Annotated in this window: 17 protein-coding genes and 1 tRNA gene; 13 read left to right on the top strand and 5 right to left on the bottom strand. The window is 70.4% G+C overall.

Translation table 11 applies throughout. From position 1 onward, the window contains the following. Positions 1–60: 60 nt before the first annotated feature. Together DVH02_RS29420 and DVH02_RS29415 are read left to right on the top strand one after the other, a co-directional pair. Positions 61–1,749, top strand: a complete 1,689-nt coding sequence (locus tag DVH02_RS29420; RefSeq protein ID WP_233518533.1) for an MFS transporter — start codon at positions 61–63, stop codon at positions 1,747–1,749. 208 nt (positions 1,750–1,957) lie between these two features. Continuing rightward, positions 1,958–3,439, top strand: coding sequence for a hypothetical protein (locus tag DVH02_RS29415; protein WP_114626899.1), 1,482 nt, complete (start codon positions 1,958–1,960; stop codon positions 3,437–3,439). Positions 3,440–3,493: 54 nt separating this feature from the next. Here the strand turns inward: DVH02_RS29415 and DVH02_RS29410 are convergent, their stop codons facing one another. Together DVH02_RS29410 and DVH02_RS29405 are read right to left on the bottom strand one after the other, a co-directional pair. Further along, positions 3,494–4,453 carry a polysaccharide deacetylase family protein gene (locus DVH02_RS29410; RefSeq protein WP_233518532.1) on the bottom strand — a complete coding sequence of 320 codons (960 nt, stop codon included), beginning with the start codon at positions 4,451–4,453 and terminating at the stop codon, positions 3,494–3,496. A gap of 195 nt (positions 4,454–4,648) precedes the next feature. Next, positions 4,649–5,677, bottom strand: a complete 1,029-nt coding sequence (locus tag DVH02_RS29405; protein ID WP_114626898.1) for a glycoside hydrolase family 11 protein — start codon at positions 5,675–5,677, stop codon at positions 4,649–4,651. Positions 5,678–6,207: 530 nt separating this feature from the next. Between DVH02_RS29405 and DVH02_RS29400 the strand changes: the two genes are divergently transcribed. Continuing rightward, positions 6,208–7,152, top strand: coding sequence for a hypothetical protein (locus tag DVH02_RS29400; RefSeq protein ID WP_147286154.1), 945 nt, complete (start codon positions 6,208–6,210; stop codon positions 7,150–7,152). A gap of 577 nt (positions 7,153–7,729) precedes the next feature. Further along, complete coding sequence (locus DVH02_RS29395) at positions 7,730–8,140, top strand: hypothetical protein (RefSeq protein WP_114626896.1); 411 nt, start codon at positions 7,730–7,732, stop codon at positions 8,138–8,140. Positions 8,141–8,294: 154 nt separating this feature from the next. Here DVH02_RS29395 and DVH02_RS29390 read toward each other — a convergent pair. From DVH02_RS29390 to DVH02_RS29380, 3 genes are all read right to left on the bottom strand, one after another. After that, a tRNA-Ser gene (locus DVH02_RS29390) sits at positions 8,295–8,358 on the bottom strand. 7 nt (positions 8,359–8,365) lie between these two features. Continuing rightward, on the bottom strand, positions 8,366–9,721 hold the full coding sequence (locus DVH02_RS29385; protein ID WP_233518531.1) for a hypothetical protein: 1,356 nt from the start codon (positions 9,719–9,721) through the stop codon (positions 8,366–8,368). Between the two features lie 17 nt (positions 9,722–9,738). Continuing rightward, a complete protein-coding gene (locus tag DVH02_RS29380; protein ID WP_114626895.1) occupies positions 9,739–10,131 on the bottom strand; it encodes a helix-turn-helix domain-containing protein in 393 nt (130 codons plus the stop codon). Between the two features lie 152 nt (positions 10,132–10,283). Between DVH02_RS29380 and DVH02_RS29375 the strand changes: the two genes are divergently transcribed. The 9 genes from DVH02_RS29375 to DVH02_RS29340 all read left to right on the top strand — a co-directional run bounded on the left by DVH02_RS29375 (position 10,284) and on the right by DVH02_RS29340 (position 13,845). Then, positions 10,284–10,538: a helix-turn-helix domain-containing protein gene (locus tag DVH02_RS29375; protein WP_114626894.1), complete on the top strand. Its 255-nt coding sequence runs from the start codon at positions 10,284–10,286 to the stop codon at positions 10,536–10,538. Continuing rightward, on the top strand, positions 10,535–10,771 hold the full coding sequence (locus tag DVH02_RS29370; protein WP_114626893.1) for a MerR family transcriptional regulator: 237 nt from the start codon (positions 10,535–10,537) through the stop codon (positions 10,769–10,771). The genes DVH02_RS29375 and DVH02_RS29370 overlap by 4 nt, the downstream gene beginning before the upstream one ends. Before the next feature lie 75 nt (positions 10,772–10,846). Next, complete coding sequence (locus DVH02_RS29365) at positions 10,847–11,251, top strand: hypothetical protein (RefSeq protein ID WP_147286153.1); 405 nt, start codon at positions 10,847–10,849, stop codon at positions 11,249–11,251. Then, complete coding sequence (locus DVH02_RS29360) at positions 11,248–11,643, top strand: hypothetical protein (protein ID WP_114626891.1); 396 nt, start codon at positions 11,248–11,250, stop codon at positions 11,641–11,643. The genes DVH02_RS29365 and DVH02_RS29360 overlap by 4 nt, the downstream gene beginning before the upstream one ends. Next, the gene (locus tag DVH02_RS35320) at positions 11,640–11,807 is read left to right on the top strand and encodes a hypothetical protein (protein WP_158575950.1); all 168 of its coding nucleotides are present in this window, start codon (positions 11,640–11,642) and stop codon (positions 11,805–11,807) included. Before DVH02_RS29360 ends, DVH02_RS35320 begins: the two co-directional genes overlap by 4 nt. After that, a complete protein-coding gene (locus DVH02_RS29355; protein ID WP_114626890.1) occupies positions 11,804–12,721 on the top strand; it encodes a hypothetical protein in 918 nt (305 codons plus the stop codon). The genes DVH02_RS35320 and DVH02_RS29355 overlap by 4 nt, the downstream gene beginning before the upstream one ends. Then, the gene (locus tag DVH02_RS29350; protein ID WP_114626889.1) at positions 12,718–12,936 is read left to right on the top strand and encodes a hypothetical protein; all 219 of its coding nucleotides are present in this window, start codon (positions 12,718–12,720) and stop codon (positions 12,934–12,936) included. The genes DVH02_RS29355 and DVH02_RS29350 overlap by 4 nt, the downstream gene beginning before the upstream one ends. After that, positions 12,923–13,516: a WhiB family transcriptional regulator gene (locus DVH02_RS29345; protein ID WP_114626888.1), complete on the top strand. Its 594-nt coding sequence runs from the start codon at positions 12,923–12,925 to the stop codon at positions 13,514–13,516. The genes DVH02_RS29350 and DVH02_RS29345 overlap by 14 nt, the downstream gene beginning before the upstream one ends. Next, on the top strand, positions 13,513–13,845 hold the full coding sequence (locus tag DVH02_RS29340) for a hypothetical protein (RefSeq protein ID WP_114626887.1): 333 nt from the start codon (positions 13,513–13,515) through the stop codon (positions 13,843–13,845). The genes DVH02_RS29345 and DVH02_RS29340 overlap by 4 nt, the downstream gene beginning before the upstream one ends. Positions 13,846–14,004: the final 159 nt, after the last annotated feature.

Here is a 14,004-nt window from a genome sequence, read left to right as displayed (position 1 = left end):
ACGTGGGGGAATCGGGGGACGTGGGGGAAGCGGACGGAGTGGGCGGAGTGGGCGGAGCGGGTGCGCCGCCACCCCGTCCTGTTCACCGCCGCCGTCGCCGCGGCCGTCCACGTGCTGTGGTTCTTCTTCTTCGCCAACAGCGGCGGCGACATCGCGGCCCAGGACGCGTGGGCCGAGTTCGTCGGGCGGCACCCGGACTCCGCGTACAACCTCGCCTGGTACGGCGGGATGCACCCCGTCTCGTACAGCGTGGTCTCGCCGTATCTGATGTCCGTCCTCGGCGTGCGGACCACGATGATGGTCGCCGGGACCGTCGGCGCGGCGCTGACCTCGCTGATCCTGGTGCGGGTGCGTGCCGTGCGCAATCCGGTGGCCTGTTCGATGGCCGGGGTGTTCGCGTTCCTGTGCAACGCCCTGTCGGGGCGCGTGACGTTCGGGCTCGGCGTGATGTTCGCCGTCGGCGCGGTCGCGGCGGTGTTCTGCTGGCCGTACCGCTGGCGGCGCAAGCGCTGGCTCAAGGGGGTCGCGGCGGCGCCGCTGGCCGCTCTCGCGACGGCGGCGAGCCCGGTGGCCGGGCTCTTCCTCGGGGTGGTCGCCGCGGCGCTGTTCCTCAACAAGCGGCGTCCCGGGGCGTACGCGCTCGGTCTCGCGCCCGCGGCCGTCGTGGCGCTCTCCGCGTGGCTGTTCCCCTTCTCGGGGACGCAGCCGATGTCGGTGGGGACGGCGTCGCTGCCGTTCCTCACCTCGGTGGTCACGTTCGTACTCGTACCGCGTCAGTGGCGTACGGTCCGGGTCGCGGCGGCCGTCTACGGCGCCGGGGTGCTGCTCACCTACGTGGTCGACTCGCAGATCGGGTCCAACGTCTCCCGGCTCGCGATGATCATCGGCGGTGTGGTGCTGCTCGCCGCCCTGCCGTACACCGAGCCCCGCTCGCGCCGCTGGTACGCGCTCGTCCTCGCCTTCGCCGGGCTGAACTTCTGGATCGGCTTCAAGGGCGTCGACGACATCGTCCGTACCGCTCCCGCCGCCTCCTGGACGCGCGAGCTGGCGCCGCTGGTCAACCAGTTGCAGCGGGTCGGCGCGGCGAAGGGCCGGGTCGAGGTCGTTCCGGCCAGCAGCCACCGCGAGGCGTCGGCGCTGGCTCCGTACGTCAACCTCGCCCGGGGCTGGAACCGGCAGGCGGACATGGAGCGCAACCCCCTCTTCTACGACGACACCCTGACCTCCGACAGCTACCGGGGCTGGCTCGACCGCTGGGCCGTGCACTACGTGGTGCTGCCGCAGGGGCGGCCCGACGCGGGAGCGGGCCTGGAGGCGCAGCTCGTACAGGAGGGCCAGCCGTATCTGGAGCGCCTCTGGGGCGACTCCAACTGGCAGCTGTTCGCGGTGAAGGACCCGATGCCGCTGGCGGATCCCCCGGCGACGGTGGACCGCGCGGGCGCGGGCGAGCTGACGATCCATGTGCGGACGGCGGGGCGGGTGCTGATCCGCATCCCGTACTCGCCGTGGCTGGGCCTGGTCGACCAGGACGGCAAGAGTGTGCTGCCGCCGAGCGAGACGGCGGCGTCGAAGGCCGACCCGGAGAGCCCGAAGGTCTTCACCAACCCCAACGGCTGCCTGATGAAGGCCGAGGCGGACGTCGAGGGCGACGAGTGGACCGAGCTGCTGGCGCCCCGCCCGGGGGTGTACCGGCTGGCCGCCCCCTACCAACTGCCGCGCGGTACGGGGTGTCCGGAGGAGCTGCGCTGACAACTGTCCCGGGAACGGGGCAAGTCGGCGTCCCCGCGTGGTGGAGCCAGGAATTGACGGCATGAAGAGTCAAAAGAGAGAAAGGTCAAACTGTCAATCACGCCCTTCTGCTGTCGGGTGACCGCGCGATCCCCCATAGTGAAGTGATATGAGGTGTGAACGGTGCGGGAGTGGCCGGGGAGATGCGCCGCCGGGGACGGAATGCCAGGTGTGCGGCGCCGGAGAATCGCCATCCTGGGACGACGCCGACGCCACGCGGTCCTGGGACGACGCCGGTGCCGCGCAGGCGGCTTGGACCGGTCTTGAGGCACGGTCGGGCGCCGTGCCCGGCATGGTGCCGGGTACGTTCCCGAGCACCGCGCCGCAGGGCGCGGCGGCCGGATCCGCGGGCCACGAGATACCCGAGGAGATGCCGGGCCGGCCGATGGGCAGGGCCTTCGGGGAGGCGCGGTACGAGGGCCTGCCGGAGGGGCCGCCCGAGGCACAGGCCGGGACCGAGAGCGGTCCGGGGCCAGGTCCGGGTGCCGGTGCCGGTGCCGGTGCCGGGCCGGGTCCGGGTCCAGGTCCCGGTCCCGGGATGGACTTCGGCTCGGACTTCGGCTCGGGCTCGGGCTTCGGCTCCGGTTCCGGTGTGGACTTCGGGGCAGGCGGGCGTGACGCCGCCGGTCGGGAGCGCGGCGGGGGCGCGGGATCCGCGCGGGATACGGATACGGATACGGATACGGACGCGGCGCGGGATTTCGGTGCAGGCCGGGACGCGAACTCCGCGCGGCAGGAGGGTTCTTCGCGAGAGCGCGGCTTCTCGCAGGCGCGCGAGTACGGTCCGAAGCGCTCACGCAAACGGCTGGTCGTCACCGCCGCCGTACTGGCTCTCGGCTGCCTCGGAGCGACGTTCGCGGTGGTCGGCGGCTCGGGCGGAGGCTCCCCCGAGAACAGCGCGGGCCCCGGTGTGCCGACCGGCCCCAGCGTGCCCCAACTGCCAGGACTGGGCGGCGGCGGCGACGGACGGGAGAGCCAGGACCCGGGCGCCGGTCCCGGTACGGGCACCAACACGGGCCCGGGAACGGGCGACCCCTCCACCGACCCCTCCACCGACCCCTCCGCGCGGCCGGGAGCGGGCGCGGAGCGGGGGGCCGAGGAGAGCACGGGCACGGGGGCGGGCGCGGCCGGGGAGGCGGGGGCGGCGTACCCGGGCTGGACGGGCCCCGGCTGCACCACCGGCACCTACCGGGAACACGGCCGCGTCGAGAACGGTGACGCCGCCTGGTACACCGTCACATCCGGCGGCTACAAAGGCGGTTCGTGCGACGGAAGCTTCTCCGCCGTCCCGATGTCCGGCAGCCCTGACCGGGACGGCTCCTCCACGGCGACCTGGTCCTGGTCGCTCGACACGTCGTACGAGAAGTGCGCCGTGGCCGTCTACGTACCCGACAGCGGGCGCCCCCGTGACGTGGCGGGCGACCCGACGGTCTACCGCGTGCTCAAGGACCCGTCGGACAGCACGACGGGCTACGGCGGCTTCGCCGTACGCCAGACCAAGCACCGCGGCAGCCTGGTGAAGGTCGGCAGCTACGACGTCCACGGCGACACCTTCGCCGTCCAAATGGTCGACAGGGGACTGGACTTCGGCAGCGACGAACGCTTCGGGGCCCATCACGCGGCGGCGCAGATGAAGATCGACTGCAGCTGACCGCCGTGGCGCGGCGGTGCGGGACCGCCGCGCCGGAGACGCTCGTGCGGTGGATCAGCTGGGGGTGCAGGAGACGGTGGGCCAGGTCCAGGTTCCGTTGGTCTGGAGGGTGACGCCGAAGGTGTTGCCGTTGCCGTTGGGTTTGGCGGTGAGGGTCTGTGCGTTGGGGTAGGTGGCGTTGGTGTTCCAGGTGGCGATGATCTTTTCGGGTGCGGGGATGTTCATGGTGACGGTCCAGGTGTTGGAGCCGGTGACGGCGACGTTGAGGTTGTAGCGGTCGCTCCACTGTGTTCCGGCGGACAGGGTGGCGGTACAGCTCCCGCCACCGCCACCGCCACCGCCGTTGTCGCCACCACCGCCACTGCCGTCGGGAGCCACGGCGCGGCCGGTCTGCGGGGAGATCATGCCGGCGCACAGGCCGCGGCTCGCCAGCCCCTGCGCGATGCGCGGGATCGCGGAGATGGTGTTGGCGGGCCAGTCGTGCATGAGGATGATCTGGCCGTTGGTGAGCCGGGCGTTGGCCTGCACGATGGCGTCGGTGCTCGCGCCGTTCCAGTCCTGCGAGTCGACGTCCCAGATGATCTCGGTCAGCCCGTAGGAGCCGGCGACCGACTTCACCGTGGAGTTGGTCTCGCCGTACGGCGGACGGAACAGCTTCGGCGTGCCGCCGCCCCCGTTCGCGATGGCCTGCTGGGTCCTGGATATCTCCGAGTCGATCTGCGACTGGCTCAGCTGGGTCAGGTGCGGGTGGGTGTAACTGTGGTTGCCGACCCACATTCCGGCGTCGACCTGGGCCTTGACCTGGGCCGGCAGCGAGGCGGCGTACTGGCCCTGGTTGAACATGGTGGCCCGCAGCCCGTTCTGCCGGAGCGCGTTGAGCAGACTCGGTGTGGTGCCCGCGGGGCCGTCGTCGAAGGTGAGCCCGACGTACCCGTTACAGGCGGTGACACGCGAGGGGGCGGCGTGTGCCGGGGCGGCACCGGCGAGGGTGGTGAGGCTGCCCGCCGCGGTCATCGCGGCGACGGCGAGCCCGGTGACCAGGGAGCGTAAGAGCCGTTTCGGCTCGGGCCGCAGGGCGGCTCGCTCGCGGCTTCGCTCGGGGCTTCGCAGGGGACTTCGCATGAGGGTGCGCATGGGGGTGGGGTCTCCTTGTGCCGTTGGTGGAGGTACGGACGGCTGACACCGGGCGTCGCGGGTGGGGCGGCCGGGTCAGCTGGGGGTGCAGGAGACGGTGGGCCAGGTCCAGGTTCCGTTGGTCTGGAGGGTGACGCCGAAGGTGTTGCCGTTGCCGTTGGGTTTGGCGGTGAGGGTCTGTGCGTTGGGGTAGGTGGCGTTGGTGTTCCAGGTGGCGATGATTTTTTCGGGTGCGGGGATGTTCATGGTGACGGTCCAGGTGCTGGAGCCGGTGACGGCGACGTTGAGGTTGTAGCGGTCGCTCCACTGTTCTCCGGCGGACAGGGTGGCGGTGCAGCTACCGCCGCCACCACCGCCACCGCCCCCGTTGTCGCCGCCGCCCCCGGAGGAAGTGCCCAGTGTGATGGTGGAGTTGCCGCTGCTCTGGTAGCCCTCCGTCGCGAGGATCATGTAGTTGAAGGCGCCCATGTTCATGCCGCGGCTCGCCCAGGCGTCGAAGTGGTTGCCGGTGGTGATGGTCCCGCCCGTCCGCTTCGACTGCCGCACGCTCCAGTACTGGTCGAACGTCTTGATGCCCTCGATAGAGGGGGCGTTGTACCGCGTCGTCTTGTAGATGTCGTACGTACCGCCGTCGCTGGTGACCGTCCCCTGGAAGGTCCCCGTGGGCCGGTAGGTGCCCCAGTTGTCGACGACGTAGTACTCGACGAGCGGGTTCGTCGTCCACCCGTAGAGCGCCAGGTACGCGTTGCCGGACGGATTGAAGGAACCGGAGTAGGCCACGCTCCGGCGAGAGCCGGTGCTCCAGCCCTTGCCGGCGACGAAGTTGCCGGTGTTGGTCCAGGACGTCCGGTAATTGCCGCCGGACCCCAGGGTCATCGAGGTCGATCCGCCGCCGTCCGTCCAGAACGAGTAGAAGTACCCGTTGTCGGTGCCGGTCTGGTTGCTGGTGACGACGGTGTCGGCGTGGGCCGTACCGGCCAGCCCCACCGAAGCGGCGGTCACCATGACCATGGCGCAGGCGGCGCTGATGAGGAGCCTGAATCGGCTGAGCGGCCGTAAGCGGCCGGGTTCGCGGCTGTTCGGACGTGCGGGTGCGATGTTCATGAGCGGTGTGTCCTCCTCGTCGCTGTGAGGCGTTCACGGTGCGGGCCGGGGACCGAGGGCCGGGGGACCGGGGAACGGAATGCGGGACCGCCGGACCGCCGGACCGGCCGCGGGTTGTGCCTGCCAACGGCGACAGTGTTGATCTGACCCCATCAAGTGTCAATAGTTTCGGTATTGATCGCGAAACATTCCATCGGCTCAAGATCGCAGAAAAGGTAAATGCCCCAGGCGGGCGGCTCTTTTAGCTGGTCGCCTTACGCGCTATCGCCGAAGTGTCGAACGTAAGATCAGGAATGCGGGCGCTTCATCTCCGAAACTTTCGACAACCTCTTCGGCTGTCGCTATGCGCCGAGTGGAGAGGTCGTGACACCGGGACCGGGCCGCCGGACACCGCGTCCGGGCCCTGCGGACGCGGCGCGGTGGGGTGGCCGGACGCGCGGTCCCCGAGGACGGTCCGATGAGCTGAGGTATCGTCAGGCACCGACTGAACGCGTTCTCCCGTCGCGGGGGACGGGGAGGGGAACGGTTCGATGGAGCCGCAGAGTCGATCCCGTCAACGCCGCCAGCGCATCGACATCATCGCCGCGTGGAGCCGCACGGGGATATTGCAAGAGCGCGACCGCCTGCTCATCGAGGAGCAGTTCGCGGAGCGGGTGGCGCGCGCGGAGTCGCGGTTCTTCGTCCCTCTTCCGCTGGCCTTCTCGGACGACCCTTGGTACAACACGCAGGTCTCCTTCCTGCTGGAGGCCCTCGACGCCCTGCCCAGGCGCCCGGACATCGCCTTCGACTCGGTGTGGAAGGTGCTGGAGAAGTCCGCCGACGCGTGGGCTCCGGCCCGTGCGGGAAGGCGGTTGACCATCACGGACGCGCTGGGGCACCTGAGCGCCGACCCGCGACTCTCCGGCCCGGTCGCCGAGGCGCTGCTCGGCGACGTCCCCAGCCAGACCTGCGGATACCTCTTCAAGCGGCTCATCTCCCGGAATCCGCCCGCGAGCAGTGAACGCGCCGTCAAGAGGCTGATGAACGGGTACGGAGCCGGAGACGCGCTGCCCGCCGAGATCAAGGCGTTCCTGGCCCTCGTCGAGAAGAAGTACGCGGCCTCCGACACCGACACGGCCCGTCGCGGCGCGGCCCTGATCCGCCGCGCGTTGACGGGGGAGACGCTCGACATCGAAGGGACGCGGGTCGCGCTCTCGCTCCCCGCCCGTATCCGTATCCTGCTGTGCGGACTGCTCTACACGGCCCGGAACGAGCGGTACCACGGCGAGTCCTTCTCGCCGTTCTACAGCAGCGCCGCGAGCATCAAGACCTATACGCACCCGCATTACCTGTTCCTGGTGGCCTACGCCCTGGTGCACCTCCTGTGGGGACACGGCGGCCACGCGTACGCTCCGGCGCTGGACGCGGTCGAGGAGAACACCGTCGTCAACCTCCGCGAGGCCCGCGCGCTGTACGCCCGCCACTGGACCGGATGAGCCGGCTCGGCCGCTACGGGCCCGGCGTCCGGGCGGATTCCCCGCACGGCGACCACCGGAGCCGGTCCGCGTACCCCGCCCGCGCGGGCGGCCGGGGTACGTAGTTGTCGCCGAAGCGGCGGCGCGCCTCCTCGCGGGGCTCCTGAGGCGAGGGGCAGGGTTGATCACCGAGCTTGCTCCTGCCCGGCGCCTGCCCGCCTGCCCCGAGGGGAGGCCCGCCGCGCGGTCGCGGTGCGGCGCGGAGGCCGGACTTCCCGCCCCTCCCTGCCCGTAACCGTTGAAGTCGGCCGCACCGCCCGGAAGGCCCCGGCCCAAGACAGGCCCGGGGCCTTCCGGCGGGCCTTCCGGCTCGACAGGGGGAGGTCTGCCGAACAGGGGTAGCGGTCACCGCGCAGCCGTGACGTCTGGACCGCGAAGGGTCGGCCCGGAAGAAAACCTCTCGCGCGCCGGAGCTTCGCCCGCGTCGGCCATCCGCTCGCCTGCTTCGCACAATTCTTTAAATGCGTTCTCTACTTGCTTTGCTTCCTTCGAATGCGTTACTCTCCAGTGGTCGACACCGACTGGCAAGGGAGATGGCGTGAGTCCGGCTATTGAGGTTGATGAACAGACCTATCGCTCCATCGAGTTCGCGGCGCGCGTGGGCGGTACCACGGCCGGCGAGGTTGTCGCCCGGCTCGTGAGAACGGCAAGCGTGCCGCCCTCCACGCCGGCCGTCGCGAGCGAGGAGGGCTCGGCGGAGCGCAAGGTCAACGTGTATGCCGACTACGAGGGGCATCGGACTCGCGGCAGCTACGACCAGGACACGAAACGGATCGATGTCACCTCGGGGCCGCTGGCCGGGCAGAGCTTCAAGACGCCGACGGGAGCGGCTCGTGCGGTGGTGGCGCACTACAAGCCGGACGTGAACCCGAACCGCAACGGCTGGTCGTTCTGGTCGCTCGACGACGGGTCCGGCGGACTCCTGCAGAACATCCGGCACGCGGCGTGAGTTCGCGGCGGACGACCTGCCGCCCAACTTCCCGCCCCTGTGCGGCTGAGCGGTCCAGGCCGGGAAGTCGGACGTAGCGGCACACGTGGCGCGGCGGCTGGACGGCCGAGGGCCGGTCCAGGAGGAAACCCTCCTGGACCGGCCCTTCTGCCTGTGCCCCCGGCAGGATTCGAACCTGCGACACCCGCTTTAGGAGAGCGGTGATGGCCAATGAGGGCGCGCTTCCTACACTGCTTCTGACCTGCTCTGATGTCGGTCTCGGGTCCTGCTTCTGTCTTCCATATAGATCAACTGGGAGTCAGATGGGAGCCGATCATGGTTCTCGGTGTGTTTCACCAGGTCAACGCGCCCCCACAGCGTTGTCCAGCCCAGATTTCGCATGGCTCCCCAGAAGATTTCCTCGAGGCCATCGAGGCGTTCCTGCCGCATCTCGGGCGTCGGGTGCTGATAGACGCCCTTGATGCCTGGCCGCTTGTGGCCGGCCTGCTCGAACTCCAGCGGCGCCTTCACGCCGATCTGGGCCTGGAGCGAGTCGTGCAGGTGCCGCAGCGAGCGCATCGTCATACCCGGCGCGATCGGCTCCCACTTCTTGCGCGCGGACACGCCCTGGCGCTTCTCCCGGGCAGACCGTCCGTCCGCTGCCGGACGGATCTGCTTCCCCCAGTTGGACCGACGCCACCACTTCCCGCTCTCTGTGCTCAGCACCCACTCATACGGCCAGTCGGCCAGGTGATACCGCCACATCCGCTCCAGGAAGGGCGGGAGATCCAAGTCGCGCTCACGCCATTCGTTCTTCGTCGGCTCCAGCCTCAGAACCGTGCCCAGCTTCTCGCCAGCCGGCCCGCGCTCCTCGTACTCCGCCACCTCCTGGACGACGCGCAGCGTGGGGCACTCGAACCAGCCGCTTCCCCAGCGCTGACGCCGGGTCCGCAGGCAGGCGTCACGGTGCAGCCCCTGCCCTTCGCCCCAGTTGATCCCGGTGAACGCCGTGGTGATCACGTTCAAGCCCTTCGCCGGGCCCATTCGGTCAGCCACCCGCAGGACATCTTCGGGCGAGTGGGCCCCGTCTTCGTCGCTGCGCCGCGGTTTCACGATCGTTGGCGTGCTGACGACCGCCGCCGTTCGCCGCCGCCCGTACAACGGGTTCACCTTCAGATGCCGGGCATCGACCGCAGCCGTGAGGATCGTGGACATCAGCGAGACACAGTGCCCACGTGTCACGTCCTCGCAGGGCAGCAGCATCTGCCACGAGTCCACGTCGAACCAGGTCATACCTATCAGCGGGGTGTGCTCCCACTTCGGCAGGATGTAGGCATCCAGCCGGTCCCACCGTGTTCCGTTCGTCCGACCGCGCTTCTGCCGCTCCGCCATGAACTTCCTGGCGAACACGCCGAAGTGGACGCGCATGAGGTCCGGATCGATCCAGGTGCCGGCGCGGATCTCAGCCTCTTGGTCCTCGCCCCAGTCCTCGGCGGCAACCTTTGTGCGGAACCCCGGCTCGCTGCCCTTGGTGCCATCCGGCTTCTTGTACCTTGCGCGCCAGGGCCGCTTGCCTGAACCGCGCTTTTCGGCGTACGCCATTGAGCGGATTCCTCCGGTCAGCCGTGGCCTCTGCGCTGCTGTGCAGCACGGGCTCGTACGGCGTCGATGATCTCGATCCGATCTGCGACCGGCAGCTCCATCTCCCACACCGCGCGCTCCTTGGCGTCTGACATGTCGGCGTACGGGAGATCGGTCAGGGTCTGCGCCGCCTCGAGTGGCGTGCCGTCGTTGTAGGCCGCGCTGATGGTGCCGGGCTTGAGCTGCAGAGCCCTCTCCCACAGGGGCCGTTTGCTGCGGCTGATTGCGGAGCGACTGTTCTCTGCTGCGCTGATGGAAGTGACGGTCACGCCCACTAGGGACGCCAGCGAGCCCTGAGTCAGGTCCAGCTTCTCGCGGCGCGCCTTGAGCTGCTCGCCGACGGGCGTGGGGGAGTCGGGTGTCGGGCTCATGAGCAGGACAATCCCACAGCTTCTCTAAGAGGTCTACAAGTCCACTGTAAAAACAGTAGCGCACCGACTGTGTACGGCCATGTTGGCGGCAGCGCGAAACGTCCCGTTGCATCAGACTTGTATAAGTCTTATACGTGTGTTTCTATCGGGCCATGCCACTCAGAAGCGACGGGGAGGAACTCCGGCGCCGCCGCGAGCTGCAGGGCCTGACGGCCACCGAGTTCGCGGCGCGGTCGGGCTTCTCCCTCACCCACGTCAGCCAGGTCGAACTGGGAAACAGCAACGCCGGGCCCCGCTACCTGCGGGCGGCGTCCCGGATCCTCAACTGCGAGATCCGCGAGATCACCGACGGCAGCATGCCGAACCGCTCCCGCACGGGCGGCGGAGTCACAGCAGGTACGAAGTGAGCGCCGACGACGCATTGCCTCCGCTGCGCGACGACGTCCTCTACACGGCAGAGGAGACGGCGCCGTACGTCAGACGAACGCCGATCTGGCTCAAACGGGCTGCCCGCGCCGACGAGATCCCGGCCATCAAATCTGGCCGGTTCTGGCGGTGGAACGCGCAACAGATCCGGCAGCTCATCGCGGGCGAGCCGCACGTGCCCCAGCGCCGCAGGCGCTCCCGCCGCGCGAGCTGACAAGCGCGGGGGCTGCTCCGACTTCCCGGCCTGAGCAGCCCCCGCCGACCCTCACCAACCCAGAAATGAGGAACCGTGAATCAGAGTATCCATCGCGTGGGCCCGGTCGGTGACCGCCGACCGCTGCCCGCCGTACAAGCGGTGACGGCCGTGGGCCGTCACCCGTATCAGCCGCTCGCGCTGACCGGGCACGAGCAGGCGCTGGAGGCTACGCGTCTGGCCGTGGCCGAGGTGACTGCGGACCCGCACAGCACGACGCAGCTGCGCGGGTCCGCCGGCGTCTACTCCGTGAACATCCAGTACTCCGCCGACAAGGGCGCGGTCGATGCGTTCGCCGAGCACTTCGGCGGCACGGTCTCCGCCGCCCCGGCGGAGTCCGAGGCGGGCAAGACGGACGTGGAGTCGATCGCCATCATCGGCGGTATCCGCGTCACCGCGTGGACCCGTATCCCCACCTCGTCGGTGGAGGTGGACCGGTGAAGAAGTCGGACCTCCTGAAGTCCATCACCGAGATGGAGTCGACCGTGTTCCGTGTCGGCCAGGTCGCACGGCAGTTCCTCGCGGACCAGCCCCGCCTGGCCCGCGTCGCCACCGACATCACGACTTCGGTCTCCTCGGGCCATGGCCACATCAAGGTGGATGTGGCGTCGCTGGACGACGTCCTGACCTGGTCGAGCGACATCGGTGTCGAGCCGGATCGGACCTTCCACCAGTACCCCAGTGGCACCGGATTCGAGTTCCTGAGCGCACAGACGATGCTCCACGAGGTCGAGGTGTGCGTGGCAGCGGTGGCCCTCTTCTACACCACGCAGGAGTGGGAGGCACGGCTGGTCGAGGCCGGGCGGCCCGAGGTCGCCGGGCGGCCGGCATGAACGAGAACCGCGAAGAGCGCAATCTGCACGTCCCGCACACGGCGCGCGGTGGCTGCGCGGCGTGCAGCCGGATGCACCACCCCGGCAGCCGAGGTGCCGCCCGGCGCCTGGCCGCGCACCCCATCCCCCGCCAGACCATCTCTCCGAAGGGCGGCGCCCGATGACCAGTACTCCCACACGCCGTCGCACGCTGGCGGCCCAGGTCGTGGCCCGGGCGATCGCCGGGCGCCTGCCCGGCGCGGTCGTCGACGAGACCCGCGTCACGATCGAACACGGTGTCCACGCCTGGACCGGCACCCCGGACGGGCTGGCTTTCCACATCGCCGATGCCCTCCACCCCCCGCGCCCGGGCAGCAGCAAGGCGCCCGTCCCGGTGGCCGACCTCCACGGCTGGCTCCGCGTCGTGGCGGCCACGCTGCAGGACGGCGAGACCCTCGCGCCGGGCGACGTGCAGACCATCTACGCCTGCCGGTTCCACGCGATCCTCGGACGGAGCGATGCCCGCGCCGCGCTGTACGCGCTGCGCGACGAGGGACTCCTCGTCGCCGACGACAGCGATCCGGCCCGCCGCGTCTACCGCCGCACCATGCCGCACACCGTCACGGAGAAGACCACCCCTGCCCCGGCGGGGACTGCGGTCACTCCCGGACCGTCGACTGCGGAGGTCCGCCTGCAGCAGTACGCGGACCGGCCCGGCTCCACGTTCGGATCCGCCACCGAGAAGGCGCTGTTCGAGATCGCGGTCGGTCTGCGTACCGAGCTGCAGACAGCACGCCTGCAGCTCGCGGCCGGTATCGGGGACCAGGTGTTCCGTGCGGAACACGAGTCGTTCCCGGTGGGCCTGTACAAGAAGCAGGCGTCGGCGGTCGCGCACATCGCGCACCTCCTGGTCCAGGAGGAGGGGCCCGCGGTCCGGGAGCGGATCGTGTGGTCCGACCCGGAGGACCCGGACGAGGCGGTGCCGGTGTGGGACGTCGCGCTGCGCGACCCGTCGACCGGTGATCTGGTCCCCACGGCCTACATGGTCACCGCGCTGCCGGTGGCCGACGAGTTCGTCGCGTCGGAGGCCGGCCGGTGAGCCCTGACACTCTGGCCCTCGTCCTCGCCGTCGGTACGGCGGCCTCCGTCGTCGTGCTGGCCCTGGTCCTCGGCTCCTCCACCGATCAGACCATCACGCAGCGCGAGCGGCGTGATGGCCCGGTGGTGATCGGCCGGTTCACGCCGGGCCCGCTCCACAGTGGCCTCGCTGGCCGTGCCGCCCCGTCGGGGGAGGTGCCGGATGGTCGGGGGTGACTGGCGCGCACGGGCGATCTGCCCGCCGCACGCCGCGTTGTTCGGGAGCGAAAGGGCCGAGGACTACAAGGCGGCCACCGCGATCTGCCTGCGCTGTCCGGTCCGTGAGGCGTGCCTCGTCGCGGCCATGGACGAGGAGGACGGTACGGGCCTGGTGCGGCGTGCGGGGGTGCGGGGTGCTCTGACTCCGACGCAGCGGCACGCGCTGCACCGGGCCGACCAGCGGGCGGCTGCCCGCGCCCGCCTCGCCGAGGAGAAAGCGGGTCTGTCCGACGTGTCCGGCCCGCCCTCGCCCGCTGTCGAGAGGCCGGACCTGGCGACAGCGTGGCGCAGGAGCGTCCGGCAGACGCGGCATGGCGGTCACCTGGTCTGGACGGGTCCGCTGGACAAGTCGCGACGTCCGGCTCTGCGGCATGGCGGGCAGCGGCATCCCGTGCTCACGGTGGCGTTCCGGACGCTTCACGGCCGTGAGCCGCACGGCACGGTCCGTACGACGTGCGGGGTGTACCGGTGCATGGCGCACCTGGCGGACGCGGTGATGCGCGCGGAGGATCCGTCGCTGGTCGGGGCGTCGTCGTGACCTGCGTGCTCACGGAGCTGCCGCCGTCCGCGCTGCTCACGGTCGCGGGAGCGACCGTGACGTCCGGCAGCCTCGCCGTGCTCGCCCTGGCCGTGCTCCTGGTGTGGGGCGCGGTCCGGGCGGTGCGGACGGTCCGCAGGTGGGTGCGGGTGTGGTGGCGGCGGCCCGCGCCGCCGGCGCCGCCCGCGCCGGGCCCGCCCGTCGCCACGCTCTACATGGCCTGTCACACCACGGTGTGCGGGCACCTGCAGACGCCGCACGCCCCGACCGGGGACGGCGGCTGGGTGTGCCTGACGCCGCGCTGCGGCCACACGGTCCCCTCGCCATGACCCGCCGCGACGAACCGCCGGTGTTCCTGGACTGGCGCAGCCCCGATCACTGGTCGAGCCGGGCCCGTCCCTGCCGCTACTGCGGCAACCCCACCCATCTCCGTGACAGCAAGCGCGCCCCGGCGGACAAGGTCTGTGCCGAGCGCGCGCTCGGCACAG

Origin of the sequence: Streptomyces corynorhini, assembly GCF_003346515.1 — a bacterium.
Taxonomy (GTDB): domain Bacteria; phylum Actinomycetota; class Actinomycetes; order Streptomycetales; family Streptomycetaceae; genus Streptomyces; species Streptomyces corynorhini.
The sequence above is the reverse complement of the archived record's forward strand: the minus strand, read 5'-3'. Positions and strand labels throughout refer to the sequence as shown.

Excerpts from the sequence above, each read along its gene's own strand:
- DVH02_RS29410 (WP_233518532.1), bottom strand. The coding sequence starts at position 4,453 with ATGACCGCGGCGGGCAGCCTCACCACCCTCGCCGGTGCCGCCCCGGCA.
- DVH02_RS29405 (WP_114626898.1), bottom strand. The coding sequence starts at position 5,677 with ATGAACATCGCACCCGCACGTCCGAACAGCCGCGAACCCGGCCGCTTA.
- DVH02_RS29400 (WP_147286154.1), top strand. The coding sequence starts at position 6,208 with ATGGAGCCGCAGAGTCGATCCCGTCAACGCCGCCAGCGCATCGACATC.
- DVH02_RS29385 (WP_233518531.1), bottom strand. The coding sequence starts at position 9,721 with ATGGCGTACGCCGAAAAGCGCGGTTCAGGCAAGCGGCCCTGGCGCGCA.
- DVH02_RS29380 (WP_114626895.1), bottom strand. The coding sequence starts at position 10,131 with ATGAGCCCGACACCCGACTCCCCCACGCCCGTCGGCGAGCAGCTCAAG.
- DVH02_RS29375 (WP_114626894.1), top strand. The coding sequence starts at position 10,284 with ATGCCACTCAGAAGCGACGGGGAGGAACTCCGGCGCCGCCGCGAGCTG.
- DVH02_RS35320 (WP_158575950.1), top strand. The coding sequence starts at position 11,640 with ATGAACGAGAACCGCGAAGAGCGCAATCTGCACGTCCCGCACACGGCG.
- DVH02_RS29355 (WP_114626890.1), top strand. The coding sequence starts at position 11,804 with ATGACCAGTACTCCCACACGCCGTCGCACGCTGGCGGCCCAGGTCGTG.
- DVH02_RS29345 (WP_114626888.1), top strand. The coding sequence starts at position 12,923 with ATGGTCGGGGGTGACTGGCGCGCACGGGCGATCTGCCCGCCGCACGCC.